The following is a 25616-nucleotide window of genomic DNA, read 5'->3' as shown; positions in this document are numbered from 1 at the left end:
GCCGGGCGGCTCACGGCGAGCTGCTGCCGCGACACGGTGTACGACCGACGACGGTAGCTGCGAGGATCATCGGGTGAGCCCGAGCACCCCCGCCGCCGAACCGCCCGCACGGCCGCCGGCTGCCGTCCCGCCGTCGCCGACCGAGCCGACGACCAGCCGGCCGGCGACGGACGCCGTCGGGCCACCCACCGGGTCGGACACCGGGCCGACGGCCACGGGGCCGGCCGCCGAGGGCGTCGCGTCGCCAATCGACGCGGCGGCGGGGGCCGCCGTGTCGTCCGCCGAGGCCACCGGGTCGACCGCCGGACGGTCGGCCGGGTTCGGCCGCACGATGGCGGTCGGTGCGGCGACGGTGTTGGTGCTGGGTCTGCTGGGGGCCCCGCTGGGGTGGATCTGGGCGGCGGTCGCGCCGGCCACCCCGGTCGTCCGGAGCGGCGACGGCGCGGTCTACGGCCTGGCGCAGCCGGAGCAGCCGATCGCCGCCGACGGGTGGTTCAGTCTGCTCGGGTTGGCCTTCGGGGTGCTCACCGCGCTCGCCGTGTGGTTCCTGCTGCGCCGGAACCGGGGACCGGTCGGGCTGGTCGTCGCGGCGGTCGGTGCGCTCGTCGCCGCGTTGGTCGCCTGGCAGGTGGGGCGTCGGGTCGGTCTGGCCGGCTACCAGCGGCTGCTGGACACCGCCCCGGAGGGCACCCGCTTCAGCAAGCCGGCCGACCTGCGGGCCGGCGGGATCGAGCTGTTCCTCGGGGTGTTGCCGCTGCCCTACGGCAACGTGCTGCTGCCGGCGTTCGCCGCCGCGGTGACGTACACCCTGCTCGCCGGCTGGTCGCGGTGGCCGTCACTGCGGCCGGAGCCGGAGCCGGACGTGACCTGGCTCACCGCGCCCGCGCCGGTGCCCGCAGGGCCGGCGGGAGACGCCGGTTCCGCGCCGGCGGGACCGGGAGAAGACGCCGGTTCCGGGCCGGCGGGGCGCGAGGACGGGGTCAGTTCGGGGCCGGCGGCGGCGAGGCCAGTTCCGCCAGCGGCACCGGAACCGCCCGCACCTGGCGAAGCAGGGCCGCCTCGCGGTTGAGCAGGTGCAGCTCGGCACGCAGCCGGGCCGCCGTGTCGTCGATGGCGAGCAGCCGCTGGCGGTCCGTCACCGTCAACGCCGCGGTGGCGGCGACCAGGTGGGACAGCACCGTCGGGTCCTCGGGCAGCTGCTCGGTCAGCTGCCCGGCCTCGGCCCGGATCAGGCCCAGGTACTGCCGGAAGACGGCGATCACCCGGGCCGCCAGCAGGTCGGCGGCCTCGTCCGGACCGTCCGGCTCGGGCAACCACTGCACCTCGGCGGTCAGGTAGGGCGCGGAGTTCCGGTCGACCTCGCCCACCCGGAACCGTCGCCGCCCGACGGTGACGATGTCGAAGCCCCCGTCCGCCAACTCGGTGACCTGCCGCAGCTCGGCCGTGCAGCCCACCTCGTGCAGGGTGACGTCGCCGGACATCTCCTGACCGGCAGCGGAGGCGACCTCCCAGCCGCTGCGGATGGCGACCACCCCGAACTCGCGTGGTGCCCCGTCGGGCAGCGCGACCAGGTGCCGGACCAGCGCGCGGTAACGCTCCTCGAAGATGTGCAGCGGCAGTACCAGCCCTGGAAAGAGCACCGTGGCGAGCGGGAACACCGGTAGCCGTTCGGTCACGTGATCAAGCCTAGCCCGATCGGCGGGCGGTGGCGTGTCCCGGCTCACCGTCCCGGACAGCGGGCGGCGCCGGTCGGCCCGGCGGACGGCCGCCTAGACTCGCAGGCGTGTTGAACCGGATCGACCTGCGCGGTGGTGCGCGTGACCCGCGCCACCTGCTGCCTCGCGCCCAGCTCGACGTCTCCGTGGCGGTCGAGCGCATCCGTCCGATCGTCGCGGCGGTGCGCGAGCATGGCTACTCGGCGGTCCGCGAGGCCAGCGAGCGGTTCGACGGGGTGGCTCCGGAGGTGCTGCGGGTGCCGGCGGAGGCCATCGCGGCGGCGGAGGGCAAGCTTGACGACCAGGTCCGGGCGGCGCTGCTGGAGTCGATCGCCCGGGCCCGGCGGGTGCACGCGGATCAGCGACGGGTCGACCACACCACCCAGGTCGTGCCCGGCGGCACGGTCACCGAGCGGTGGCTCCCGGTCGACCGGGTCGGCCTCTACGTTCCCGGTGGGCTGGCGATGTACCCGTCGACCGTGGTGATGAACGTGGTGCCCGCCCAGGCGGCCGGCGTCCGGTCGCTGGTGGTGGCCAGCCCGCCGCAGCAGGACAACGGTGGCCTGCCCGACCCACGGGTGCTCGCCGCCTGCGCGCTGCTCGGCGTCGACGAGGTGTACGCGGTCGGTGGGGCCCAGGCCGTGGCGATGCTGGCGTACGGCTGCGCCGTCGACGCCGCCGGCAGCGCGCACTGCGCTCCGGTGGACATGATCACCGGACCGGGAAACATCTGGGTCACCGCCGCGAAGCGGTTGCTGCGCGGGGTGGTCGGCATCGACGCGGAGGCCGGGCCGACCGAGATCGCGATCCTGGCCGACGACACCGCCGACCCGGTGCACGTCGCCGCTGACCTGATCAGCCAGGCCGAGCACGACCCCCTCGCGGCGAGTGTGCTGGTCACCCCGTCGCTCGCGCTGGCCGACGCGGTGGACCGGGAGTTGGCCCGGCTGGTGCCGGCGACCAAGCACGCCGAGCGGGTCGGCACCGCGTTGGGCGGCGAGCAGAGCGGCGTGGTGCTCGTCGACGACCTGGCGGCGGGGTTGCGGGTGGTCGACGCGTACGCGGCGGAGCACCTGGAGATCCAGACCGCCGACGCCCGCCAGTGGGCGATGCGGGTACGCAATGCCGGGGCGATCTTCGTGGGCGCGTACTCGCCGGTGTCGCTGGGCGACTACTGCGCCGGCTCCAACCACGTGCTGCCCACCGGGGGTTGCGCCCGGCACTCGTCCGGGCTGTCGGTGCAGTCGTTCCTGCGCGGCGTGCACGTGGTGGAGTACACCGAGCAGGCGCTGCGGGAGGTCGCCGGGCACGTGGTGACGCTGGCGAACGTGGAGGACCTGCCGGCGCACGGCCAGGCGGTCACCGCCCGGTTCGGAGCCGCCGGATGACCGGGCTGGACGACCTGCCGATCCGTGACGACCTGCGGGGACGGTCGCCGTACGGTGCGCCGCAGCTCGACGTGCCGGTGCGGCTGAACACCAACGAGAACTCCCACCCGGTGCCGGAGGCGGTGGCCGAGGCGATCGGCAAGGCCCTCACCGCGGAGCTGCGCGATCTCAACCGTTACCCCGACCGGGACGCGCTGGCGTTGCGTGCCGACCTGGCCGAATATCTCGGCCACGGGCTCACCGCCGACGGGGTGTGGGCGGCCAACGGCTCCAACGAGGTCCAGCAGCAGCTGCTCCAGGCGTTCGGCGGACCGGGGCGCAGTGCGCTCGGGTTCACCCCGGCGTACTCGATGCATCCGCTGCTGGCGCTCGGCACGGGCACCCGGTGGGTGCCGGCCCGCCGGGGGGTCGACTTCGGGTTGACCGCCGACGAGGCGGTCGCGCAGGTCCGCGAGCACCGCCCGGACGTGGTCTTCCTCTGCTCGCCGAACAACCCCACCGGCACCGCGCTCGACCCGACGGTGATCCGTGCGGTGCTCGACGTCGCCCCGGGGATGGTGGTGGTCGACGAGGCCTACGCGGAGTTCGCCCGGCCGGGCACGGTCAGCGCCCTCGCGGTGTTGCCCGGTCATCCCCGGCTGGTGGTCACCCGGACGATGAGCAAGGCGTTCGGCTTCGCCGGTGGCCGGCTGGGCTACCTGGCCGCCGATCCGGCGGTGGTGGCCGCGGTGCAGCTGGTCCGGCTGCCGTACCACCTCTCCGCGCTCACCCAGGCCGCCGCGCGGGCCGCGTTGGCCCACCGTGAAGCCCTGCTCGGCACGGTCGCCGAGATCTCCGAGCAGCGGGACCGCATCGTCGCCGAGCTGCGCCGTCGTGGCCTGCGGGTCGCCGACAGCGACGCCAACTTCGTGTTGTACGAGGTCGGCGGCGACCAGTCGGTGGCCTGGCGGGCGCTGCTGGCGCGCGGCGTGCTGGTGCGTGACGTGGGCCTGCCCGGCTGGCTGCGGGTCACCGCCGGCACCCGGGCCGAAACCGACGCCTTCCTCGCCGCCGTGCACGATATCCAGCGCGAGGGGTTGATCGCCCCGCAGCCGCTACCGACGAAAGGCACATCATGAGCCGGACCGCCCGGGTGGAGCGGATCACCAAGGAGACCAAGGTCCTGGTCGAGATCGACCTCGACGGCACCGGAGTGGCCGAGATCAGCACCGGGGTCGGTTTCTACGACCACATGTTGCACCAGATCGCCCGGCACGGTGGCTTCGACCTGACCGTGCGCACCGTGGGTGACCTGGAGATCGACGCGCACCACACGATGGAGGACACCGCGCTGGCCCTCGGCGCCGCGTTCGACCAGGCGCTCGGCGACAAGGCGGGCATCCGGCGCTACGGCTCGGCCACCGTGCCGATGGACGAGGTGCTGGTCCGGGCGGCCGTCGACCTCTCCGGACGTCCGTACGTGGTGCACGACGAGCCGCCGCTGGCGCCCTACATCGGCCCGGTGTACCCGACCAGCATGACCCGGCACATCTGGGAGTCCTTCGGTCAGGCGGCCCGGATCACGCTGCACGTGGACGTGTTGCGGGCGGCCCGCCCCGGCGGGCACCCGGACGCCCACCACGTGGTAGAGGCGCAGTTCAAGGCGGTGTCCCGGGCGCTGCGCGAGGCCACCGCGGTGGACCCGACGGCGGGCGGGGCGATTCCCAGCACCAAGGGGGCGTTGTGACCGGCGCGGGTTCGGTGCGGCGGGGGTGTCGCCGGTGAGCGGCATCCTGCCCACGTTGCTGCTGATCCTGGCCGGGGTGCTGGTCGGTGGGGCGCTGTCCCTGCACCGGCAGGGGGCGCCGCGCGGCGCGGTGGTCGTCACCGCGCTGCTGGCGGTGCTGGCCACCGCCGCGGGTGTGCTCTGGCTGCTGCCGGGGGACGGGTCATGACCGGCCGGCCCGAGGGCGGTACGGCCCCACGCGGACGGCGTCGGATCGTGGTTCTCGACTACGGCTCGGGCAACCTGCGCTCCGCCGAGCGCGCCCTGGCCGCGGCCGGGGCCGACGTGCTGGTCACCGGTGATCTCGCCGCCGCCGCCGACGCCGACGGCCTGGTGGTGCCCGGGGTCGGCGCCTTCGCCGCGTGCGTGGCCGGCATCGAGGCGATCGGCGCCGGGCCGGTGATCGCCGGGCGGGTCGCCGCCGGCCGCCCGGTACTGGGCATCTGCGTGGGCATGCAGATCCTCTTCGAGTCCGGCGACGAACACGGGGTGGTGACCAAGGGACTGGGCCTGCTGCCGGGCACGGTCACCCGGCTCGCCGCCGCCCGGCTGCCGCACATGGGCTGGAACACCGTGCAGGCGCCGGTCGGCTCGGTGCTCTTCGCCGGCCTGCCCGCCGACAGCCGGTTCTACTTCGTCCACTCGTACGCCGTCGCCGACCCGGCCGCGCTGACCGCGTCGGGCGCGCGGGTGACCACGGCGCACCACGACTGTGACTTCGTCGCGGCGGTGGAACGCGGTGCGCTGTCGGCCGCCCAGTTCCACCCCGAGAAGTCCGCCGACACCGGTGCCGCGTTGCTGCGCAACTGGCTGGCCACCGTGCCCGCCGGTGACTGAGTTGGCCGGTGCCGCCCGCCGGGGGCCACGGTGAGCCGGGAACGGGCCCAGCGCCGGGCGGCCCGGGAGGCGGAGGCGGCCCGGCAGCGGGTGCTGCGGGAGCGCGCCGCCGCCCGCCGGGCACGCCGTCGGGCGCTGGTCCGCCGGGTGGTGCCGACGGTGCGTCGTGGCCGCACCGGTCGGCTGCCCCGATACTCCCAGGGTGAGCGGGCCGCCATCGTGGCGCTCACCCTGGCCGCGATCACCCTGATCTGGGTGTTCGTGCCCGACCTGGCGCTGCGGGTCGGGCTGATCCTGCTGCTGTTGCTCGTCCTGCCGGTGATCGTGGTGATCGCCCTGGACCGCCGTTGACCATGCGAGAGGGACCCGACACATGAGCCTCACCCTGTTGCCCGCCGTGGACGTCGCCGACGGCCAGGCCGTCCGGCTCGTGCAGGGCGCCGCGGGCAGCGAGACCACCTACGGCGACCCGCTGGAGGCCGCGTTGGCGTGGCAGCGTGACGGTGCCGAGTGGATCCACCTGGTCGATCTCGACGCCGCGTTCGGCCGGGGCAGCAACGCCGACCTGCTCGCCGAGGTGGTGCGCCGTCTCGACGTACGGGTGGAACTGTCCGGTGGCATCCGGGACGACGCCTCGTTGCGCGCCGCGCTGGCCACCGGTGCCGAGCGGGTGAACATCGGCACCGCCGCGCTGGAGGACCCGCAGTGGTGCGACCGGGTCTGCGCGGAGTACGGCGACCGGGTGGCGATCGGGCTGGACGTGCGCGGCCGGACCCTGGCGGCCCGGGGCTGGACCCGCGACGGCGGCGACCTGTACGAGGTGCTGGAGCGGCTCGACAAGGCCGGTGCCTCCCGCTACGTGGTCACCGACATCACCAAGGACGGCACCATGCGCGGACCGAACCTGGACCTGCTGCGCGAGGTGTGCGCCCGTACCGACGCCCCGGTGATCGCCTCCGGCGGCGTCTCCACCCTGGACGACCTGCGGGCCCTGGCCACCCTGGAACCGGTCGGCGTGGAGGGGGTCATCGCCGGCAAGGCGCTCTACGCGGAGGCGTTCACCGTGGCGGAGGCCCTGGCGGTCCTCGCGAACCCGTGATCCGGATCCGGCCCGGCCGCGCCGCCGCCCGACCCGCAGAGGAAGGACGCTCCCGTGCCCACCAACCGTGAGATCCAGTTGGCCGCCCGCCCGCAAGGCTGGCCCACCGAGGACAATTTCCGGCTCGTCGCCGCCGAGATCCCCACCCCCGGTCCGGGGCAGTTGCTGGTGCGCAACCGGTACATGTCGGTGGACCCGTACATGCGCGGGCGGATGAACGACGTGCGGTCCTACGTGCCGCCGTTCGCCCTGGACGCGCCGCTCGACGGCGGGGCGGTCGGCGAGGTGGTGAGCGGTTCCGCCGACGGGTTCGCCCCGGGCGACACGGTGCTGCACGGCCTCGGCTGGCGGGACTACGCGCTGGTCGAGGCGAAGACCGCCCGGAAGGTCGACCCGGATCTGGCGCCGGTGACCGCCTACCTCGGTGTGCTCGGGATGACCGGGCTGACCGCGTACGCCGGGCTGCTGGAGGTGGCCGCGATGCGTCCGGGTGAGACGGTCTTCGTCTCCGGGGCGGCCGGTGCGGTGGGCAGCGTGGTCGGCCAGATCGCCCGGCTCCGCGGCGCGGGTCGGGTGGTCGGCAGCGCCGGGTCGGCGGCGAAGGTCGGGCGGCTGCGGGCGCTCGGCTTCGACGCCGCGTTCGACTACCACGACGGCCCGGTACGCGACCTGCTGCGGGCCGCCGCTCCCGACGGTGTCGACGTCTACTTCGACAACGTCGGTGGCGAGCACCTGGAGGCGGCCATCTCGTCGATGAACCTGCACGGTCGGGCGGCGATCTGCGGCATGATCGCGCAGTACAACGACACCGAGGCGCCGGCCGCTCCGCGCAACCTGGCCCAGGTGATCGGCAAGCGGCTGACCCTGCGCGGTTTCCTGGTCAGTGATCACGGCCACCTGCGGGAGCAGTTCGTGCGAGAGGTCGCCGGGTGGCTGCGCGAGGGCGCGCTCGCCTACGACGAGACGATCGTCGACGGCCTGGAGAACGCCCCGGCGGCCTTCCTCGGCCTGCTGCGGGGGGAGAACCTCGGCAAGATGCTGGTGCGGCTGTGACCGGCGGCGTGCACGGTCGAATCGAGTGGGGTACCGGGCGTCGTCCGGGCGGCGATAGGCTCGTCGCATGACGGTGGCGGTACGGGTGATCCCCTGTCTCGACGTGGACGCGGGACGGGTGGTCAAGGGCGTCAACTTCGTCGACCTGCGGGACGCGGGTGACCCCGTCGAGCTGGCCGCCGCGTACGACCGTGCGGGTGCCGACGAGTTGACCTTCCTCGACGTCACCGCCTCGTCCAGTGACCGGGGCACCATGCTCGACGTGGTCCGCCGTACCGCCGAGTCGGTCTTCATTCCGCTGACCGTCGGCGGTGGGGTGCGGACGGTGGCGGACGTGGACACCCTGCTGCGCGCGGGGGCCGACAAGATCGGCGTGAACACGGCGGCGATCGCGCGTCCGGAACTGCTCGCGGAGATCGCGGAGCGGTTCGGTCGGCAGGTGCTGGTGCTCTCGCTCGACGTGCGGCGGGCAGCGGTGGGCACCACCGCAAGCGGCTTCGAGGTGACCACCCACGGCGGGCGGCGCGGCACCGGGCTGGACGCCGTGCAGTGGGCGCGTCGTGGCGCCGAGTTGGGCGCGGGCGAGATCCTGCTCAACTCGATGGACGCCGACGGCACCAAGGCCGGTTTCGACCTGGAACTCATCGGCGCGGTACGCCGGGTCGTCGACGTTCCGGTGGTGGCCAGCGGGGGCGCCGGTGCGGCGGCGCACTTCCCGCCGGCCATCGGCGCCGGCGCCGACGCGGTGCTGGCCGCCAGCGTGTTCCACTTCGGGGAGCTGACCGTGGCGGAGGTCAAGGACGTGCTGCGCGGCGCCGGCCACCCGGTGCGCTGACACCGTCGGGGACGCTGCTGCCGGCAGGTCGCGTCCCGGCCGTGCGGCGGACGACGGCGTGGCGGTCAGCCGCGGCCGGAGTGTCCCTCGGGGGAGCGCCGGGGCGCCGGGATCGAGCGCACCAGATATTCCTGTACGGCGGCGGCGTGCTCCCGCTCGTCGAGATGCCAGTCCGCGGTGCCCGGCGCGTGCCGGCGGCTGAGCACCCCCTGCACCGTGTCGACGGTGGTGGCCAGCCCGGCGCTGGGCCGGGAGCGCCACAGGTGTTCGCCGTCGGGGGTGATCCGGAACCAGCCGTCGGAGACGTCGACCAGCCCGGCACCGAGCAACCGGCGGATCGCCTCCTCGATGTCGTGCCGTTCGGGGATGCTCCGGTCGAGGTGGTCGGCCGTGGAGAGCACGTCGGCCAGGCGTACTCCCTCGGGGCGGCGGGTGGTCGTGGACCGTCGGTGGCGTCCGGCGCCGCTGGCGATCACCAGCGAGACGAAGATCCATGCGTCGGTACGACGCCAGGCGTTGTCCCCCATGCGGAGATTCTGCCGGGCGACCCGGCTTCAGGAAAACACCGACCGCCGCACTGCGACCGTGAGTGGCATCATGATTGCCGACAGTCGATGCGGGTGGACGGAATCGACTCGATCCGGTATGGGTCCGTGGCGCTGGGTGTTCGTCAGGTGGCCGGGGCCGGCTCGATCCGTTCCACCCTCGGCGGTTCCGGTTCGGCGACGTCGAACAGGGGCAGGAACAGCTGGGCCAGTGGTCCGATGGTCAGCGCGTAGGCGACGGTGCCGATGCCGACCGTACCGCCGAGCACGGCGCCCACGGCCAGCACGCCGACCTCGATGATGGTGCGGACCAGGCGTAGCGAACGGCCGGGACGGCGGGCGACCAGGCCGGTCATCAACCCGTCCCGGGGGCCGGGTCCGAGTCGGGCGCCGAGGTAGAGCGCGGTGGCCGCGCCGTTGCCCACGATCCCGGCGATCAGCAGGACGATCCGCAGCGCGAGTGGTCCCCCCGGGGGTAGCAGGGCCAGGGTCGCGTCGACCGCCAGGCCGATCACCACCACGTTGGCGACGGTGCCGAGGCCGGGGCGCTGGCGCAGCGGGATCCAGGCCAGCAGCACCAGCGCGCCCACCGCGATGACCACCGTGCCCATGCTCAGGCCGGTCAGTCGGGACAGCCCCTGGTGGAAGACGTCCCACGGGTTCAGGCCGAGCCCGGAGCGGATCATCAGCGCCATGCTGAAGCCGTAGATGACGAGCCCGACGAACAGGTGCGTCAGCCGTCGTGCCGGCCGGTGCCGGAGGTTGCCAATCATCGCCACGCATGCCACTCTAGGTGCCAATTGGCGTCGCGATAGAGCCAATATCGGGGGAGTGGCCATGGTGAGTCAGGTGCGTGGGGTCCAATTGGCCCGCCTGCTCGGGCAGTGGCACGCCCTGCCGGGTCGACGACGCAGCCCCGACTATGCCGCGTTGGCCGGCGCGGTGCGCGGCCTGCTCGCCGACGGTCGGCTTCCCCTCGGCGTGCGGCTGCCCGCCGAACGGGACCTGGCCGAGGCGCTGCGGGTCAGCCGTACCACCGTCACGGCCGCGTACCGCGAGCTGCGCGACAGCGGACACCTGGCCAGCCGGCGGGGGGCCGGAAGCTGGACGATGCTGCCCGGTACGCACCGGGTGGCGCCGAACGGACTGTGGATCCCACTGGACGACCGGGACATGCTCGACCTCGGTGTGGCGGCGTTGTCCGCTCCGCCCGAGCTGCTGCCGGCGGCCCGGGCGGCGGCCGAGGATCTGCCCCACTACCTCAACGGCGCCGGGTACCACCCGATCGGGATCATCGAGCTGCGGGAGGCGGTCGCCCAGCGGTACACCGAACGGGGGCTGCCCACCTCACCCGACCAGATCATGGTCACCAACGGTACGCAGCACGCCCTGGACCTGGTGCTGCGGTTGGTGCTCGCGCCGGGCGGCGGGGTCCTGGTGGAGTCGCCGAGCTACCCGAACGCCCTGGCGGCCCTGGCCGCCCGGCGGGCCCGGATCACCACGTACGGCCTGGCCACCGACGCCGACGGCTGGGACGCGGACCTGCTGCTGGGCACGTTGCGGCAGGTGCGACCCCGCGTCGGTTACCTGATCCCCGACTTCCAGAACCCGACCGGGCACCTGATGCCGGCCGAGCTACGGGAACGGCTGGTGGCCACCGCGCACCAGGTCGGCACCGACCTGGTGATCGACGAGTCGTTCGTGGACCTGCCGCTGGACGGGACCGACCTGCCGCCGCCGACCGCGAGCTTCGACCGGCACTCCCGGGTGGTGAGCGTCGGTGGCATGAGCAAGCCGTTCTGGGGCGGGCTGCGGATCGGCTGGATCCGGACCTCGGCGCCGCAGGTGCAGCGGCTGGCCGCGGCGCGGGTGGGGGTCGACATGTCCAGCCCCGTGCTGGACCAGTTGGTCGCGGTGCACCTGCTGAAGGTCGCGCCGGACATCGTGGCCGCCCGGCGGGCGCAGCTGGCCGTGCAGCGTGACGCGTTGCTCGGCGCGCTGGCCAGCCGGCTGCCGGAGTGGCGGGTCACCGTGCCGCGCGGCGGGGTGACGCTCTGGGCCGAGTTGGACGGGCCGATCTCCAGCGCGCTGGCGCGGGCCGCCGAGGAGGTTGGCGTACGCCTCGCGCCCGGCCCGCGCTTCGGCCTCGACGGGACGCTGGAGCGCTTCCTGCGGCTGCCGTTCACCCTGCCGGCCACCGACCTGGTCGAGGCGGTCGGGCGGATCGCGGCGGTCCGTTACGACCTGGACCGGGCGGGGCAGACCCGCTGGCCGGAGCCGAGCGTCATCGCCTGAACCCTCGCCGCCGGTCGTGGCGCGACACGGATCGGCCCCGCACCCCGGGGAGGGACGAGTGCGGGGCCGACGCGGTGGGGTCGTCAGATCTCGGCGACGGTGCCGGCGTACATCTTGTCGATCTCGTCGGAGAAGTTGCTCTCCACGCCCCGACGCTTGATCTTCAGCGACGGGGTGATCTCGCCGTCCTCGATGGTCAGATCGCGCGGCAGGATGGTGACCTTCTTGATGGTCTCCCAGCGGTTCAGCTTCTGGTTGAGCTGGGCGACGTACTCCTCCACCATGGCCTGGGCCTCGGGGGAGGCCACGACCTCGGCGTACGGGCGACCTTCCAGCGGGGTGCCGGCCGCCCAGCCGGTGATGGCGTCCGGGTCCAGCGTCACCAGCATGGTGCAGTAGTTGCGGGCCTGACCGATCACCACGGCCTGCGAGGTGTACGGGCAGGTGGCCTTGAACATGCCCTCGATGTGCGACGGCGCGACGTACTTGCCGCCGGAGGTCTTGACCAGGTCCTTCTTGCGGTCGGTGATGCGCAGGTAACCGTCGTCGTCGAGGCTGCCGATGTCGCCGGTACGGAAGAAGCCGTCCTCGGTGAAGGCGGCGGCGGTCTCCTCGGGCAGGTTGTGGTAGCCCCGCATCACCGGTCGGCCCTTGATCAGGATCTCGCCGTCGGTGTCGATGCGGCACTCGAGGTCGCCCATCGCCTTGCCGACGGTGCCGATCCGCAACCCGTCGGGCGGGTTGACGAAGTTGCCGGCGCTGGTCTCGGTCAGACCGTAGCCCTCCGAGATGGGCAGGTTCGCCGCGGCGAAGAAGGTGGCGATCTCCGGGCTCAGCGGGGCGGCACCGGAGACCAGCACCCGGATCCGACCACCGAGGCGGGCCTGGAGCTTGCTGAAGACCAGCTTCTCCGCCAGCGTGTACTTGAGCTTCAGCCCACCCGGCACCGGCTTGCCGGCCTGCTCCAGGGCGACCTTCTCCTTGCCGACGCCGACCGCCCACGCGAAGATCTTGGCCTTCGCCCCACCGGCGTCCTGCGCGGTCGTGACCGACTTGTTGTAGACCTTCTCGAAGACCCGGGGCGCGCCACACATCAGCGTCGGGCGGACCACCGAGAGCAGTTCGACGAGCTTGTCGACCCGACCGTCCACGTACGTGGGCAGGCCGACGTGCGTGGCGCCGCAGAGCAGCGTCTTGCCGAACGAGTGGGACAGCGGCAGCCAGAGGTACTGCAGGTCGTCCTCGCGGAGCAGCCCGACCGCCTCCTGCGCCACGCCCTCCCAGCACCAGCCGCCGTGCAGCAGCTCGACACCCTTGGGTCGGCCGGTGGTGCCGGAGGTGTAGATCAGGGTGGCCAGGTGATCCGGGCCGATGCCGGCGACCAGGCGCTCGATCAGCTCCGGGTCCTCGGCGAGCCGCTGGGCCCCCTGCTCCTCCAGTTGCGCCAGGGTCAGCTGGGGCACGGCCGCGGACGGGTCGGGGGCGCCGTCGAAGAGGACCACGTGGGTCAGCGCGGGCAGCTGCGCTCCGGCGATCTTGGCCGCCTGGTCCGGGTTCTCCGCGAACAGCACGCTGGAGCCGGAGTCGGAGACGATGTAGGTCGCGTCCTCGGGCTCGGTGGTCGGGTAGACCGTGGTCGTGGCACCGCTGGCGCACATGATGCCGAAGTCGGCGATCACCCACTCGATCCGGGTGTTCGCCAGGATCGCGACCCGGTCCTCCTGACCGACGCCCAGGCCGTGCAGGCCGGCGGCGACCGCCTTGGCCCGCTGCGAGACCTGTGCCCAGGTCAGCCAGACCGGTCCGTCCGGGCCGGGGTGGGCAAAGGCGTGGCGGTCGGGGGACGCCGCCACGCGCTTGAGGAACATGTCAGGAATTGAGGTGTACGGTACATCGAGAGCCATCGCTGTAGCCGCCTTCGGGGGTGGAGGCGTGACGGTCGTCACGGTCGGTGTTCGTTACCGAAGGGTATTGCCTGGCACCGGGCGTCGGCTAGCCCTGACGATCATCCACCAGTCCGTTCCCGGCAGATGGACGCCTCGTCTCACGCGTAGCGCGCCGCCGCGCGTGACCAGTCGTAGGTGGCCCGGATCCAGTTCCGCCGGCTGGCCAGCGCCGGGCGCACCGCGTCGCCGTGGTGGGCCAACAGGTCGGTCTCGGCCGCCAGGTACGCGCCGAGCCGGTCGTTGAACCGGTCGGCGGCGGCCCGCAGCGCCGTCGACTCGTCACCGGTCTCCCTGGTCAGCACCGTGATCAGATTGTGCGCGTCCGGCCCGCCGTGGTGCTCCTTGGCGTAGGAGAAGACGTCGTTGCACCAGCAGATCAGGTCGGCGGCGAGCATCTCCAGGGTGGCCCAGCCGGGGTCGGCCCGGCGGGCGGCCGGTGGAAAGCCGTCCAGGGCCAGGTCGGTCAGGGTGAGGCTGGGGTACACGGCGCCGGTGTGTCGGCGCATCTGGACGTACTCGTCGACCGGCGGAACCCGCTCGTGCTCCCGGTTCGCCGCCTCCCACAGCAGCGCGAGCAGGTACTCGCGCATCCCGGCGACGAACCGCAGCAGCACGGCCGGGCGCCGGTGGCCGCGTACCCGTTGGCACAGGTCGGTCAGCCCGAGCGCCAGCGTCCCGGCCGCTCCGGGCGGCGTCGGACCCGGCGCGCCCTGGCGGTCCAGCACGTCCAGCAGCGCGGCCACGGTCGGCGCGAGTCGGGTGGGCTCGGCGCCGAGCCCGTCCTCGTCGCAGGCGTCGTCCATCACGAACAGCCAGGAGATCAGGTCGGTCAGCAGACGCAGACGCTCCGGCGGGGCCTGCGGGCAGGCCCGTCCGGCGAGCCCGGCGGCATCCGCCCGGTGCAGCCGCTGGCCGTTACTGATCAGGCCCAGTTGCTGCGCCCAGTCCGCGCTCTCCCGGGCCACGCGCTCGGTTTCGTCGTGCCGGACGCCGGTGAACGGAGGCTCTCGCAGGGCCGAGACCACAAAGCTTCGCATCGCGCTCCCTGTCGCCACCCCCCCACGAGGCGGCGCGGGCCAGCGTACGGGAGCACCGATGGTGGTCGGTCGATGCGTCTGGTAACGTTTCGGATTTTGCCGTGACCGGTTCCGCACAGACGGTTAGAGGCCCAGGCTGGCGGTGCGGAGCCGATCGGCCAGAGCCGGGTCGCCGTCGAGTTGGATGCGTGCCGCACGCTGCCGGCCGGACAGGAACAGGGCCAGCTCACCGGGCGTGCCGACCAGCCGCAGCGGTTCGCCGCCCCGGCCGGTGGCCACCTCGCCGTGGCCGGGGGCCTGCACCAGCACCTGGGCGGGGAAGCGGCGCAGGGCCAGCCGGCCGAGCGCCGACAGCCGTCGCCACAACGCCCGCTCCAACCCCACCGGCAGGTCGCGCGGCTGCCAGCCCGCCCGGGCCCGACGGACGTCCTCGTGGTGGATGAAGAACTCCAACGTGTTCGTCAGCTCGTCGGTGAGCGGGTTGCTCACCGGGCTCCACACCGGTGGGTGCCGCACCTGGCCGAGCAGCTCGGTCCAGTCGAGCGCGGCGACCCGGCGTCGCACCCGTTCGGCGTGGCCGCCGAGTGGCGGGACGACGATTCCCGCCGCGGCGTCCGGCCGACGTTCCCGCACCACCAGATGCGCGGCGAGGTCACGGGTCGTCCAGCCCTCGTTGAGGGTCGGGGCGTCCGGGCCCAGGGTGGACATCAGCTCGGCGAGCGCCTCGCGCTCCGATCGGGCGTACCGCGACATGACAGTGATCGTAGGCCGAGGCGGCCGGGGTCGCGTGTCGAGCGGGCGCTGTCGATCCGGCCGTGGGGTGACGTCGGACATATCTCCTCGGGTCGGCGTACCCGACGCGCAGCGGTAAGGATGAGAGATGATTGTGGCGGCTTACGGCGGGGGAGAATGTGGCGAGCGGGACTAGTCGGGACGTGCTCGGTCGCGGGCTGAGCGTCCTCGGGCGGGCCATCCGAGAACAACCGAGGATCTTCGCGGTCGCCGTGTCCGGCAGCGTGCTGTTCGGCCTGATGGTGGTCGCCAGCGCGTTCGTGGTCGGCGCGGTCGTCGGTGACGTGGTGGTGCCGGCCGTGCAGACCGGTTCGGTGGCGGTGGGCGCGCTGGCGCTGGCCGCCGCGGCGCTGCTCGGGCTGAGCGTGCTGCGGGTGGTCGGCATCTTCGGTCGCCGACTGGGCGCCGGCTACATGCAGTTCCGCCTGCAGGCCGCCTACCGTCGCCGGGTCACCCGCCGCTACCTGGAACTGCCGCTGTCCTGGCACCACCGCAACGCGACCGGCACGTTGCTGTCCAACGCCAACTCCGATGTCGAGGCCGCCTGGCAACCGATCGCGCCGCTGCCCTTCGCGGTGGGCACGCTCGTGATGCTGGTCGGTGCGGTGACGTCGCTGTTCGCCGTCGACTGGGCACTGGCACTGGTCGGGCTGGCCGTCTTTCCGGCCCTGTTCGCGCTCAACGTGGCGTACTCCCGTCGGATGGCCCCGCGCCAGGCGCGGGCGCAGCGGCTGCGCGCCGAGGTCAGCGGCATCGCCCACGAGAGCTTCGACGGCGCGCTGGTGGTCAAGACGATGGGTCGGGAGGCCCAGGAGACCGCCCGGTTCGCGGCCCGGGCCGGCCAGTTGCGCGACGCGTTGATCTCGGTCGGCCGGCTGCGGGGCATCTTCGACCCGATGCTGGAGACGCTGCCCAGTCTCGGCACCCTCGCGGTGCTGGTGGTCGGGGCGTACCGGCTGCGGCAGGGCGCCATCGAGGTGTCCGAGCTGGTCAGCGTGGCCTTCCTGTTCACCGTGCTGGCCTTTCCGGTGCGGGCCATCGGCTGGGTGCTCGCCGAACTGCCGCGCAGCGTCGCCGGCTGGGACCGGATCCGCCGGGTACTCGACGCCACCGGCGAGATGCCGTACGGCGACCTCCGGCCCGACCCGGCCGTGGCGACGCCAGCCACGCTCACCTTCACCGACGTCGGCTTCGCCTACGAGCCCGCCGAGGCGCACCTGCCCGGCGCCGAGGTGTTGGGCGAGGTCTCCTTCACGGTGCCGGCCGGCAGGACCGTCGCCCTGGTCGGGCCGACCGGGGCCGGCAAGTCCACCGTCACCGCGCTGGCGGTCCGGCTGGTCGATCCCCGGTCGGGCACGGTGAGCATCGACGGGGTGGACGTCCGGGACCTGGCCGCGGACGTGCTCGCCGGTACCGCCGCGCTGGTCGCCCAGGTGCCGTTCGTCTTCGACGACACCGTACGGGCCAACGTGTCGCTGGACCGGCCCGGCGTGGACGACGAGGCGGTCTGGGCCGCGCTGCGGCTGGCCGAGGCGGACGGGTTCGTCGCCGCCCTGCCCGCCGGTCTGGACACCATGGTCGGCGAGCGGGGTACCTCGCTCTCCGGCGGCCAGCGGCAGCGGCTCACCCTCGCCCGGGCGTTGGCGGGACGTCCCCGCCTGCTGGTGCTCGACGACGCGACGAGCGCGGTCGACCCTCGGGTGGAGGCCGCCATCCTGGCCGGGCTGCGCTCCTCGGCCGGCGGCGGCCCGGGCGCGTCGATCCTGGTGGTGGCCTACCGGCGGGCGACCATCGCCCTCGCCGACGAGGTCATCTACCTGGAGCAGGGGCGGGTGGTGGCGCGGGGCACGCACAGCACGCTGCTGGCCACCGTGCCGGGTTACGCCGATCTCGTCACCGCCTACGAGCAGGCCGAGGTCGACCACGACCGGCAGCGCACGTACGACGAGGTCACCCCGATGACCTCCGGACTGGAGGTGGACCGGTGATGGGCGGCGAGGCGCCGGAGCAGGCCGAGTCGACGTGGCGGACGCTGCGGCGGGGGCTGGCGCTCTCCCCGGAGCTGCGGGTCGGGCTGGCCGGCACCCTCGGTCTGGCCCTCGTGTACATGGTCGGCCGGGTGGCCGTGCCGGTGGCGGTGCAGCAGGGCATCGACCGGGGTATCGCCGGTGGGTTGAACCTGGACGCGTTGTTCGTGGTGGTGTCGGTCACCGCCGCGGTGCTGGTGGTGACCACGGCCTGTGGCTACCTGATGATGCGCCGACTGTTCACGGTCAGTGAGACGGCCCTGGCGGGGGTGCGGATCCGGGCCTTCCGGCACGTGCACGACCTGTCGATGCTGCACCAGCAGTCGGAGCGGCGCGGTTCGCTGGTGTCCCGGGTCACCAGCGACGTCGACCAGATCACCCAGTTCCTCCAGTGGGGTGGGGTGATCCTGCTGGTCAACCTGGGTCAGTTGGCGGTCACCACGGCCGTGATGCTGGCGTACTCGTGGCAGTTGACGCTTGTGGTGTTCGCCGCCTTCGGGCCGGCGGTGCTGGTGATCCGGCTGCTCCAACGCCGGCTCGCCGCGGCGTACGGGGTGGTCCGGCAGCGTACCGGTGCCCTGCTGGGTGCGGTCGGGGAGAGCGTGGTCGGCGCGCCGGTGATCCGGGCGTACGGCATCGCGGGACGCACCGCCCGGCGGTTGGACGAGGCGATCGACGGTCAGCGGCGGGCCCAGCAGAAGGCGATCCGGATCAGCATTCTCGGCAGCTCGGTCGGTGAGCTGGCCGCCGGTCTGGCGTTGGCCGGCGTGGTGGTGCTGGGGGTGTTCCTCGGTGCCGACCGGACGCTGAGCATCGGTGAGATCACCGCGTTCCTGTTCCTGGTGACGCTCTTCATCCAGCCCGTGCAGATCGCCACCGAGGTGCTCAACGAGGCGCAGAACGCGATCGCCGGCTGGCGACGGGTGCTCGACGTGCTGGACGTCGCACCGGACGTGGCGGATCCCGGACCGCAGGGGCGGGAACTGCCCACCGGGCCGCTGGACATCCGCTTCGCCGACGTGCGCTTCGCCTATCCAGGTGGTCCGACGGTGCTGCACGACATCAGCCTGGAGATCCCGGCGAAGAGCCGGGTGGCGGTGGTCGGTGAGACCGGCAGCGGCAAGACCACCTTCGCCAAGCTGGTCACCCGGCTGATGGACCCGTCGGCGGGGGCGGTGCTGCTGTCGGGGGTGCCGCTCACCGACGTGCGTTTCGACTCGCTGCGCTCCCGGGTGGTGATGGTGCCGCAGGACGGGTTCCTGTTCGACGCCACGGTGGCCGACAACGTCCGCTTCGCCCGTCCGGAGCTTTCCGATGAGCAGCTCGCCGCCGCCTTCACCGAGTTGGGGCTGGCCGACTGGCTGGACGGGCTGCCCGCCGGGTTGGCGACCGGGGTGGGCGAGCGTGGTGAGGCGTTGAGCGTGGGGGAGCGCCAGTTGGTGGCGCTGGCCCGGGCGTACGTGGCCGATCCGGACCTGCTGGTGCTGGACGAGGCGACGAGTGCGGTGGATCCGGCCACCGAGGTGCGGTTGCAGCGGACGTTGGACGCGGTGACCCGGGGCCGGACCACTCTGGCGATCGCCCACCGGCTGTCCACCGCGCAGAACGCCGACGAGGTGATCGTGGTGGACCGGGGGCGGATCGTGCAGCGTGGCTCGCACGACGAGCTGATCCGCGACCCGGATTCGGTGTACGGACTGCTCTACGCCTCGTGGCTTGAGCAGACCCGGTAGACGCCGTCGGGCCGATGCCATACCCTCCGAGTTAGGTAAGCCTAACCTCAAAGGAGGTCGTGTCATGCGGCCCAGCCCCGCCGAGATCGTCCGGACCCTGGTCGCGGGTCGGTTGCCCGGCCTCGTCCATCTGGCCTGCCGGCCCGGCCTGCACCACGCGCGCCACGCCACCGACCCCGAGGGGCGGGTGCTGCTGCTGGTGCCGGTGGTGAGCGATCTCGCGGCGGCGTTGGGCGCCGAGGACCGGGCGGTCGCGGTGGTGCTCGACGTGCTCGACCTGCCGCCCGCCGCCGGGGCGCCGTCACTGGGTCGGGCCCTGGTCTCCGGTTGGGCGCGTCGGTTGGCCGGTGACGAGGCGCGGGCCGCCGCGGTGGACTTCGCCACGGTGGAGCCCACCGGCGACCTGCTCGACGTCGGCACCCGCTTCCGGCTGTTCCGCTTCGAGGTGGCCGAGGCCCGTTGGCACCGGGCCGGCGAGTTGCGCCGCGTCGATCCGCAGGCGTACGCCGAGGCCGAGCCGGATCCGCTGCACCCGGTCGAGGCGGAGCTGCTCGCCGAACTGGGCGAGGACCACGCCTCGCGGCTGACCGACTACCTGTGCCGGCAGCTCGGCCTGGCCGCCGGTCCGGCCGAGCACGCGCCACGGGTCGAGCGGATCGACAGGTACGGGATGCTGGTGACCTTCGGCCGGCCGGGCGCCCGGCGACGGGCCCGGCTCGCCTTCGGTCGCCGGCTGGCCGGCCGGGCCGAGTTGACCCGGCTGCTGCACCCGGTGCTCCGCGCGGGCTGAGCTACCGCTCCGACGGTGCCGAGTGGGGCACACCGCCGAGAGCGCCGGTGAGATAGCGGTGCACGGTCGGCCCGACCGTGGCGATGAGGGTCTCGGGCGCGGCGGAGGCGACCGGTTCCAGTCGGATCACGTAGCGCATCAGCGCCAGCCCGACGAGTTGGCTGGCCACGAGCGACCCGCGCAGCGGCACCTCGGCCGGGTCGACGTCGAGATGATCGAGAACGCGGCGCAGCACCTGGGTGGTGAGGAACTCGCGCAGCAGCCGGGCGGTCCACTCGCTGCTGACCGCGGAACGCAGCAGGGCCACCCCGGCGGCACCGGCCGGCGAGTCCCACACCGTGACGAACATGCGGACCAGCCGCTCGCCGAGGGCGGCACGGTCACCGGCGAGCACCTTCGGCAGCAGTTCCCCGGGGTTGACCGGAAAACGCATGGCGGCCAGGAAGAGCTGTTCCTTGGTGCCGAAGTAGTGGTGCACCAGGGCCGGGTCGACCCCGGCCGAGGCGGCGATGGCCCGGATGGTGCTGGCGTCGTAGCCGCGTTCGGCGAACGCGGCCCGGGCCGCGTCGAGGATCGTGTCCCGGGTGCCGGGTCTGCCCGGTCGCCGTCCGCTGCGCCGTACCATCGTCCTCCCTCGCTCCTGTCCGTGGTGCCGCCCCGGCCCGCGCGGGGCACGCGCCGGGGCGGCACCACCGGCCTCAGCCGCTGCGCCGGCGCAGGGTGGCCGCGGCGAGCACCAACGCCAGCACCGCCGCGACGGCGACGATCGCCACGTCGCGCCACATGGTGCCGGTCGGTTCGGCGTGTGTGCCGACTTCCTGCAGGGCCTCGACGGCGTACGACAGCGGCAGCACGTCACTGATCGCCTGCAACCAGCCGGCCATCTCGTCGCGGGGCACGAACAGCCCGCAGAGCAGCAGTTGCGGTGCGACCACGACCGGCATGAACTGTACGGCCTGGAACTCGGTGCGGGCGAAGGCGCTGCAGAGCAGGCCGAGCGCGACGGCGAGCACCGCGTTCAGCGCGGCGATCATGATGACCAGAGCGCTGCTGCCGGCCGTCTGCAGGCCGAAGACCCAGTACGCGACGGCCGAGGCGATGCCGGCCTGCACCGCGCCGGCCAGCCCGAAGGCGATGCCGTACCCGAAGAGCAGGTCGGTCTTGGCCAGTGGGGTGGTGAGCAGTCGTTCCAGCGTGCCGGTGGTGCGCTCGCGCAGCATCGCGATGCTGGTCACCAGGAACATGATGATGAACGGGAAGAAGCCGAGCATCACCAGGGCGATCCGGTCGAAGCTCGACGGCTGTCCGGGCGGCGCGGGCTGGTCGGCGTACATGTAGTAGACCAGGGTGAGCAGGACGGTCGGCACGGCCACCAGCAGCGCGACGGTGCGTCTGTCGTGGCGCAACTGCCGCAGGATGCGCCCGACGGTGGCGGCCAGGATGCGCGGGTTCATCGTGCCTCCCCGGAAGGGTCGGGCTGGGCGGCTCGGATCAGCCGCAGGAAGGCCTCGTCGAGATCGTCCACGCCGGCGGCGGCCCGGACGGCCGCCGGCGTGTCGTCGGCGATGAGCCGGCCCTCGCGGATGAGCAGCAACCGGTCGCACCGGGCGGCCTCGTCCATCACGTGGCTGGACACCAGCAGGGTCGTCCCGGTCGCGGCCAGGGCGTGGAAGCGGGCCCAGAGGTCGGCCCGCAGCACCGGATCCTGGCCGACGGTGGGCTCGTCCAACACGATCAGCTCGGGCTCGCCGACAAGTGCGCAGGCCAGCGACGCCCGGCTGCGCTGGCCGCCGGAGAGGGTGCCGACCAGTTGGCCGGCCGCCGAGGCCAGCCCGACGTCGGCCACCGCGCGGTCGGCCTCGGCCCGGTCGCGACCGTGCAGGGTCGCGAAGTAGCGGGCGTTCTCCCGCACCGTCAGGTCGGCGTAGACGCTCGGCGCCTGGGTCAGGTAACCGACCCGGTGGCGCAGCGGCGGCGAGCCGGCCGGGGCTCCGAGCACCGTCACCGTGCCGGCGGCGATCACCTGCACTCCGACGATCGCCCGCAGCAACGTGGTCTTGCCGCTGCCGCTCGGTCCGAGCAGGCCGGTGACCGAGCCACGCGGCACCGTGGCGTCGATCCCGTGCAGCACCCGCCGTCCGCCCCGGTCCACGACCAGGCCCCGGACGGCGATCGCGTCCGCCATCGCCCACCTCCCTAATTCATCATCTGTTGAAATCAACGGTAGATGAAATACCGCCGCTTCGGCAAGGCGCGGCCACCGGAGCGGGGTCGCGCCGGGCCGGCCGGTGCTGCGACCCTCGAACGATGGACATCGGTACCCGGGAGCCGACCTTCACCGTCAGCGAGGCGGCCCAGCGGGTCGGCCTGACCACCCACACGTTGCGTTGGTACGAGCAGGAGGGGCTGGTGGCCCCGGTGGGCCGGGACTCCGCCGGCCGGCGTCGCTACACCCCGCAGGACGTCAACTGGTTGCTGCTGCTGACCAGGCTGCGCCGCACCGGCATGCCGGTGCGCGACATGCGTCGCTACGTCGAACTGGCCCGCCAGGGTGACGGCACGCTCGGCGCCCGGCGGGCACTGTTCGAGGAGCATCGGGTGCGGGTGCTGCACCGGATGGCCGAGCTGGAGGAGGACCTCAAGGTGCTCGACTTCAAGATCGACCACTACCGGCGGGCGGAGCTCGGCGAGCTCGACTGACCGAGGCTCCTGATCGGGACGAAAATCTCGTAGAGTAACAAGGCCGTAGCAAGCACAGGTAGCCACAGATCGGACGCCAGGTCCGTCACCGGGCATTGCACCCCGATCGGACGTGCGGCACGATGGCGCGGTGGATCACGCTCCGTCACCGGACAGTGGGTTCTTCGACGACTGGACCGCACGGCTGCGGGCCACCGCCGACCGGCCCGTGGTGGGCATCCTGCTGCGCGGCAGCCACGCGCGCCGGGCCGCCACCGCGCACAGCGACGTCGACGTCGACGTCCTGCTCGGCGGCGCTCCGTACGCGGCCCGGCGGGCCTACCTCGCGGAGCACTCCGGCCGACTGACCCACGTGTCGGTCGCGGCCCGGGACATCCACTCGTGGGTGACCCGGCTCGGTGAGCCGGCCGACTGGGCGTTCGGCCTGCCGGTGACGGCACCCACCCGGCTGCTGTGGGCCGACTCGTACTGGCGGCACCGCATCGACCTGCCGGTGCTCTGCCAGCCGGCCGACGAGCCACGACTGGAGGAACTGATCGCCACGCTGGGCAAGGTGGCCGCCGCCCGGGACACCGAGGACGCGCTCGGCGCCCGGCTGGCCGCCGCCGACCTGGCCCGGCTCTGCCCGTCGGTGTTGCGGCTGGCGAACCCGTCGGTACGGGTGGTCTCCCGCCGGTCGGCCTTCGCCGCCGCGCTCGACCTACCGGTGGCACCCGCCGGCTACCGCGAGGACATGCTGCGCTGCCTCGGCCTGCGTCCCGGCTCGACCGGACAGGTGTGGGCGGCGGCGGCCCGCCTGGTGACCGGCACCCTGCCACTGATCCGCCCGTACGCCACCGAGGTGGCGGGGGTGGCCGGTCCGGACCTCGCCGACGCCCTGCTGGACGGGCGGCTGGACCGCTACGTGGCCCAGTTGGGCCGGCCCGGCGGCGGCACGCCGTCCGTCAACCGGGAGCCGGCTGGGGTACCCGCGCCGCGTGCCGGACAATGGGTCACTGTGCCCGTTCCTGACGCGCCGGTGACCGGCGCCCACCCTGACCTGCCGGAGTCGCCGGGCGGTTCGCAGCGACCGTCTCGGCTCGACCCGGCGATCGCCGGCCGCCTACGGCGTACTCCCGACGGTCTGGTGGCCGCCGTGGTCCGCCAACACGACAGCGGTGAGGTGCTGATGATGGCCTGGATGGACGACGAGGCGCTGCACCGCACGCTGACCACCGGTCGGGCCACCTACTGGTCGCGCAGCCGGCGTGAGTACTGGGTCAAGGGCGCCACCTCCGGCCACCACCAGTACGTCCGCTCGGTGGCCCTCGACTGCGACGGCGACGCGGTGCTGGTGAGCGTGGACCAGGTCGGCGCCGCCTGCCACACCGGGCAGCGCACCTGCTTCTCCGACGAACTCCCGGTCACCGGCCAGGTGACCTCGTGAGCGAGCGGAGTGACGGTCGGGTGAGCCCCGACGCGGCCACCTTCACCGAGCTGGCCGCCCGGTGGCGGGTGGTGCCGGTCACCCGCCGGCTGCTCGCCGACGCGGAGACCCCGGTCGGCGTCTACCGCAAGCTCGCCGGCGGTCCGGGTACGTTCCTGTTGGAGTCCGCCGAGCAGGGCGTCGGCTCGTCCGGCCTGGCCTGGGCCCGGTACTCCTTCGTCGGGGTGCGCAGCAGCGCCACGCTTGTCGAGCGGGACGGTGCCGCGGCCTGGCTCGGCGTGCCGCCGGTCGGGCTGCCGACCACCGGGGATCCGGTCGAGGTGCTGCGCGCCACGGTGGCGGCGCTGGCCGGCCCGCCCGGCGCGCCGGGTGACGGGACGCCACCGCTGACCGGCGGCATGGTCGGCTATCTCGGCTACGACCTCATCCGCCGCTTCGAGCGGTTGCCCGCGCTCACCGAGGACGACCTGCGCCTGCCCGAGCTGGGCATGATGCTCGCCACCGACCTGGTGGTGCTCGACCACTTCGACGGTTCGGCGATCCTGGTCGCCAACGCCATCCTGCCGCCGCTCGACGAGCCGGGCCGCGACGAGCGGGTCACCGCCGCCTACCACCACGCGGTGGGCCGGCTGGACGCGATGACCACCGCACTGTCGCGGCCCATTCCGCCGATGGTCGCCACGGTCGCCCGACCGCCGGCCGGCGAGGTGCGCAGCCGTACCCCGGGCGGCGGGTACCCGAAGGCGGTGGAGGCGGCGAAGGAGGCGATCCGGGCCGGTGAGTGCTTCCAGATCGTGCTCGCGCAGCGGTTCGAGCGGGAGACCGACGCCGACCCGCTGGACGTCTACCGGGTGCTGCGCACGACGAATCCCAGCCCTTACATGTACCTGCTGCGCTTCGACGACTTCGACATCGTCGGGTCGTCACCGGAGGCGCACCTGAAGGTGACGGGTGAGGTGGACGGCGAGCGGCGGGCGCTGCTGCATCCGATCGCCGGCACCCGTCCGCGCGGCGCGACCCCGGAGGCCGACAACCGGCTCGCCGCCGAACTGCTCGCCGATCCCAAGGAGCGTGCCGAGCATGTGATGCTCGTCGACCTGGGGCGCAACGATCTGGGCCGGGTGTGTCGTCCCGGCACCGTCGAGGTGCCGGAGTTCGCCACCATCGAGCGGTACAGCCACGTGATGCACATCGTCTCCACGGTGGTCGGCACGCTGCGGGCGGACCGCACCGCCTTCGACGCGCTCGCCGCGACCTTTCCGGCGGGCACGCTCTCCGGCGCCCCGAAGGTGCGCGCCATGGAGATCATCGAGGAGTTGGAACCGGTCCGCCGGGGCCTCTACGGCGGCACGGTCGGCTACTTCGGGTTCGCCGGCGATCTCGACATGGCCATCGCGATCCGGACCGCGCTGATCCGCGCGGGCCGGGCGTACGTGCAGGCCGGTGCCGGCGTGGTGGCCGACTCCGACCCGGCCGCCGAGGACCAGGAGACCCGGAACAAGGCCGCCGCGGTGCTGGCGGCCATCGCCGCCGCGGAAACCCTCCGGCCAGCCCGGTGAGCGCGAGGAACGTAGCGCAGCGGAGTCCCGCAGTCGCGAGCGGAAGGTCAGCTCGGTGAGCGCGAGGAACGTGG

Annotated in this window: 26 protein-coding genes and 1 pseudogene; 18 read left to right on the top strand and 9 right to left on the bottom strand. The window is 73.4% G+C overall.

The features are described from left to right. The first annotated feature begins 73 nt into the window (after positions 1-73). Positions 74-1069 (top strand): DUF2567 domain-containing protein, encoded by a 996-nt coding sequence (locus O7597_RS02025; protein WP_348650784.1) that lies wholly within the window; start codon positions 74-76, stop codon positions 1067-1069. Here O7597_RS02025 and O7597_RS02020 read toward each other — a convergent pair. After that, positions 981-1676, bottom strand: coding sequence for an LON peptidase substrate-binding domain-containing protein (locus O7597_RS02020; protein ID WP_269737464.1), 696 nt, complete (start codon positions 1674-1676; stop codon positions 981-983). The genes O7597_RS02025 and O7597_RS02020 overlap by 89 nt on opposite strands. Positions 1677-1783: 107 nt before the next feature. Between O7597_RS02020 and hisD the strand changes: the two genes are divergently transcribed. The 9 genes from hisD to hisF all read left to right on the top strand — a co-directional run bounded on the left by hisD (position 1784) and on the right by hisF (position 8692). Next, the gene (gene hisD / locus O7597_RS02015; RefSeq protein ID WP_281581881.1) at positions 1784-3103 is read left to right on the top strand and encodes a histidinol dehydrogenase; all 1320 of its coding nucleotides are present in this window, start codon (positions 1784-1786) and stop codon (positions 3101-3103) included. Continuing rightward, positions 3100-4221, top strand: coding sequence for a histidinol-phosphate transaminase (locus tag O7597_RS02010; RefSeq protein ID WP_269737462.1), 1122 nt, complete (start codon positions 3100-3102; stop codon positions 4219-4221). Before hisD ends, O7597_RS02010 begins: the two co-directional genes overlap by 4 nt. Then, the gene (hisB, locus tag O7597_RS02005; protein WP_269737461.1) at positions 4218-4829 is read left to right on the top strand and encodes an imidazoleglycerol-phosphate dehydratase HisB; all 612 of its coding nucleotides are present in this window, start codon (positions 4218-4220) and stop codon (positions 4827-4829) included. The genes O7597_RS02010 and hisB overlap by 4 nt, the downstream gene beginning before the upstream one ends. Before the next feature lie 25 nt (positions 4830-4854). Next, positions 4855-5037 carry a hypothetical protein gene (locus O7597_RS02000; RefSeq protein ID WP_093401546.1) on the top strand — a complete coding sequence of 61 codons (183 nt, stop codon included), beginning with the start codon at positions 4855-4857 and terminating at the stop codon, positions 5035-5037. After that, positions 5034-5705: an imidazole glycerol phosphate synthase subunit HisH gene (gene hisH / locus O7597_RS01995; protein ID WP_269737459.1), complete on the top strand. Its 672-nt coding sequence runs from the start codon at positions 5034-5036 to the stop codon at positions 5703-5705. Before O7597_RS02000 ends, hisH begins: the two co-directional genes overlap by 4 nt. A gap of 30 nt (positions 5706-5735) precedes the next feature. Then, positions 5736-6056: a hypothetical protein gene (locus O7597_RS01990; RefSeq protein WP_164449172.1), complete on the top strand. Its 321-nt coding sequence runs from the start codon at positions 5736-5738 to the stop codon at positions 6054-6056. Between the two features lie 22 nt (positions 6057-6078). Beyond that, positions 6079-6804, top strand: a complete 726-nt coding sequence (gene priA / locus O7597_RS01985) for a bifunctional 1-(5-phosphoribosyl)-5-((5-phosphoribosylamino)methylideneamino)imidazole-4-carboxamide isomerase/phosphoribosylanthranilate isomerase PriA (protein ID WP_269737458.1) — start codon at positions 6079-6081, stop codon at positions 6802-6804. A gap of 54 nt (positions 6805-6858) precedes the next feature. After that, positions 6859-7857 (top strand): NADP-dependent oxidoreductase, encoded by a 999-nt coding sequence (locus O7597_RS01980; RefSeq protein WP_281581880.1) that lies wholly within the window; start codon positions 6859-6861, stop codon positions 7855-7857. A 67-nt stretch (positions 7858-7924) separates the two neighbouring features. Then, complete coding sequence (gene hisF / locus O7597_RS01975; RefSeq protein ID WP_269737456.1) at positions 7925-8692, top strand: imidazole glycerol phosphate synthase subunit HisF; 768 nt, start codon at positions 7925-7927, stop codon at positions 8690-8692. Between the two features lie 65 nt (positions 8693-8757). Here hisF and O7597_RS01970 read toward each other — a convergent pair whose 3' ends face one another. Then, positions 8758-9219, bottom strand: coding sequence for a hypothetical protein (locus O7597_RS01970; protein ID WP_269737455.1), 462 nt, complete (start codon positions 9217-9219; stop codon positions 8758-8760). Positions 9220-9362: 143 nt separating this feature from the next. Next, positions 9363-10016 carry a hypothetical protein gene (locus O7597_RS01965; RefSeq protein WP_281581879.1) on the bottom strand — a complete coding sequence of 218 codons (654 nt, stop codon included), beginning with the start codon at positions 10014-10016 and terminating at the stop codon, positions 9363-9365. A gap of 58 nt (positions 10017-10074) precedes the next feature. Here O7597_RS01965 and O7597_RS01960 point away from each other — a divergent pair, with 58 nt between their 5' ends. Further along, complete coding sequence (locus tag O7597_RS01960) at positions 10075-11532, top strand: PLP-dependent aminotransferase family protein (RefSeq protein WP_281581878.1); 1458 nt, start codon at positions 10075-10077, stop codon at positions 11530-11532. A gap of 83 nt (positions 11533-11615) precedes the next feature. Here the strand turns inward: O7597_RS01960 and O7597_RS01955 are convergent, their stop codons facing one another. From O7597_RS01955 to O7597_RS01945, 3 genes are all read right to left on the bottom strand, one after another. Beyond that, on the bottom strand, positions 11616-13436 hold the full coding sequence (locus O7597_RS01955; RefSeq protein WP_281581877.1) for a long-chain fatty acid--CoA ligase: 1821 nt from the start codon (positions 13434-13436) through the stop codon (positions 11616-11618). 140 nt (positions 13437-13576) lie between these two features. Continuing rightward, on the bottom strand, positions 13577-14515 hold the full coding sequence (locus O7597_RS01950) for a terpene synthase (protein ID WP_281581876.1): 939 nt from the start codon (positions 14513-14515) through the stop codon (positions 13577-13579). A gap of 123 nt (positions 14516-14638) precedes the next feature. Beyond that, positions 14639-15268, bottom strand: a complete 630-nt coding sequence (locus O7597_RS01945) for a TIGR03085 family metal-binding protein (RefSeq protein WP_281581875.1) — start codon at positions 15266-15268, stop codon at positions 14639-14641. A 158-nt stretch (positions 15269-15426) separates the two neighbouring features. On the opposite strand from O7597_RS01945, the gene O7597_RS01940 reads away from it, so the two are divergent. From O7597_RS01940 to O7597_RS01930, 3 genes are all read left to right on the top strand, one after another. Beyond that, positions 15427-17295 (top strand): ABC transporter ATP-binding protein, encoded by a 1869-nt coding sequence (locus tag O7597_RS01940; protein WP_269737449.1) that lies wholly within the window; start codon positions 15427-15429, stop codon positions 17293-17295. Continuing rightward, positions 17295-19067, top strand: a complete 1773-nt coding sequence (locus O7597_RS01935) for an ABC transporter ATP-binding protein (RefSeq protein WP_269738654.1) — start codon at positions 17295-17297, stop codon at positions 19065-19067. Before O7597_RS01940 ends, O7597_RS01935 begins: the two co-directional genes overlap by 1 nt. A gap of 64 nt (positions 19068-19131) precedes the next feature. Beyond that, positions 19132-19857, top strand: a complete 726-nt coding sequence (locus tag O7597_RS01930) for a DUF2470 domain-containing protein (RefSeq protein ID WP_281581874.1) — start codon at positions 19132-19134, stop codon at positions 19855-19857. Position 19858: 1 nt separating this feature from the next. On the opposite strand, the gene O7597_RS01925 is transcribed toward O7597_RS01930, so the two are convergent. From O7597_RS01925 to O7597_RS01915, 3 genes are all read right to left on the bottom strand, one after another. Beyond that, complete coding sequence (locus O7597_RS01925) at positions 19859-20482, bottom strand: TetR family transcriptional regulator (RefSeq protein ID WP_281581873.1); 624 nt, start codon at positions 20480-20482, stop codon at positions 19859-19861. A 73-nt stretch (positions 20483-20555) separates the two neighbouring features. Then, a complete protein-coding gene (locus O7597_RS01920; RefSeq protein WP_269737446.1) occupies positions 20556-21311 on the bottom strand; it encodes an ABC transporter permease in 756 nt (251 codons plus the stop codon). Beyond that, entirely contained in the window at positions 21308-22042 is a 735-nt protein-coding gene (locus O7597_RS01915) for an ABC transporter ATP-binding protein (protein WP_281581872.1), read from the bottom strand. Before O7597_RS01915 ends, O7597_RS01920 begins: the two co-directional genes overlap by 4 nt. A gap of 122 nt (positions 22043-22164) precedes the next feature. Between O7597_RS01915 and O7597_RS01910 the strand changes: the two genes are divergently transcribed. The 4 genes and pseudogenes from O7597_RS01910 (at position 22165) to O7597_RS01895 (ending at position 25542) form a co-directional block, all read left to right on the top strand. Next, positions 22165-22557 (top strand): MerR family transcriptional regulator, encoded by a 393-nt coding sequence (locus O7597_RS01910; protein WP_269737444.1) that lies wholly within the window; start codon positions 22165-22167, stop codon positions 22555-22557. A 112-nt stretch (positions 22558-22669) separates the two neighbouring features. Next, positions 22670-23374, top strand: a pseudogene (locus tag O7597_RS31710) (phosphoribosyl-AMP cyclohydrolase); the annotation flags it as partial. Between the two features lie 180 nt (positions 23375-23554). Continuing rightward, complete coding sequence (gene hisI, locus O7597_RS01900; protein ID WP_269738653.1) at positions 23555-23983, top strand: phosphoribosyl-AMP cyclohydrolase; 429 nt, start codon at positions 23555-23557, stop codon at positions 23981-23983. Beyond that, the gene (locus O7597_RS01895) at positions 23980-25542 is read left to right on the top strand and encodes an anthranilate synthase component I (protein ID WP_269737443.1); all 1563 of its coding nucleotides are present in this window, start codon (positions 23980-23982) and stop codon (positions 25540-25542) included. Before hisI ends, O7597_RS01895 begins: the two co-directional genes overlap by 4 nt. The last annotated feature ends 74 nt before the right edge of the window (positions 25543-25616 follow it).

The organism is Verrucosispora sp. WMMC514 (assembly GCF_027497295.1).
GTDB classification, from domain to species: Bacteria; Actinomycetota; Actinomycetes; order Mycobacteriales; family Micromonosporaceae; genus Micromonospora; species Micromonospora palythoicola.
Note: the sequence above shows the minus strand (reverse complement) of the source record. Positions and strands in the feature narration are given on the sequence as shown.

What these genes read in the sequence shown, in the direction of transcription:
- O7597_RS02010 (WP_269737462.1), top strand. Translation starts at nt 3,100, where the DNA reads ATGACCGGGCTGGACGACCTGCCGATCCGTGACGACCTGCGGGGACGG.
- hisB (WP_269737461.1), top strand. Translation starts at nt 4,218, where the DNA reads ATGAGCCGGACCGCCCGGGTGGAGCGGATCACCAAGGAGACCAAGGTC.
- hisH (WP_269737459.1), top strand. Translation starts at nt 5,034, where the DNA reads ATGACCGGCCGGCCCGAGGGCGGTACGGCCCCACGCGGACGGCGTCGG.
- priA (WP_269737458.1), top strand. Translation starts at nt 6,079, where the DNA reads ATGAGCCTCACCCTGTTGCCCGCCGTGGACGTCGCCGACGGCCAGGCC.
- hisF (WP_269737456.1), top strand. Translation starts at nt 7,925, where the DNA reads ATGACGGTGGCGGTACGGGTGATCCCCTGTCTCGACGTGGACGCGGGA.
- O7597_RS01970 (WP_269737455.1), bottom strand. Translation starts at nt 9,219, where the DNA reads ATGGGGGACAACGCCTGGCGTCGTACCGACGCATGGATCTTCGTCTCG.
- O7597_RS01960 (WP_281581878.1), top strand. Translation starts at nt 10,075, where the DNA reads ATGGTGAGTCAGGTGCGTGGGGTCCAATTGGCCCGCCTGCTCGGGCAG.
- O7597_RS01955 (WP_281581877.1), bottom strand. Translation starts at nt 13,436, where the DNA reads ATGGCTCTCGATGTACCGTACACCTCAATTCCTGACATGTTCCTCAAG.
- O7597_RS01950 (WP_281581876.1), bottom strand. Translation starts at nt 14,515, where the DNA reads ATGCGAAGCTTTGTGGTCTCGGCCCTGCGAGAGCCTCCGTTCACCGGC.
- O7597_RS01945 (WP_281581875.1), bottom strand. Translation starts at nt 15,268, where the DNA reads ATGTCGCGGTACGCCCGATCGGAGCGCGAGGCGCTCGCCGAGCTGATG.
- O7597_RS01935 (WP_269738654.1), top strand. Translation starts at nt 17,295, where the DNA reads ATGGGCGGCGAGGCGCCGGAGCAGGCCGAGTCGACGTGGCGGACGCTG.
- O7597_RS01930 (WP_281581874.1), top strand. Translation starts at nt 19,132, where the DNA reads ATGCGGCCCAGCCCCGCCGAGATCGTCCGGACCCTGGTCGCGGGTCGG.
- O7597_RS01925 (WP_281581873.1), bottom strand. Translation starts at nt 20,482, where the DNA reads ATGGTACGGCGCAGCGGACGGCGACCGGGCAGACCCGGCACCCGGGAC.
- O7597_RS01920 (WP_269737446.1), bottom strand. Translation starts at nt 21,311, where the DNA reads ATGAACCCGCGCATCCTGGCCGCCACCGTCGGGCGCATCCTGCGGCAG.
- O7597_RS01915 (WP_281581872.1), bottom strand. Translation starts at nt 22,042, where the DNA reads ATGGCGGACGCGATCGCCGTCCGGGGCCTGGTCGTGGACCGGGGCGGA.
- O7597_RS01910 (WP_269737444.1), top strand. Translation starts at nt 22,165, where the DNA reads ATGGACATCGGTACCCGGGAGCCGACCTTCACCGTCAGCGAGGCGGCC.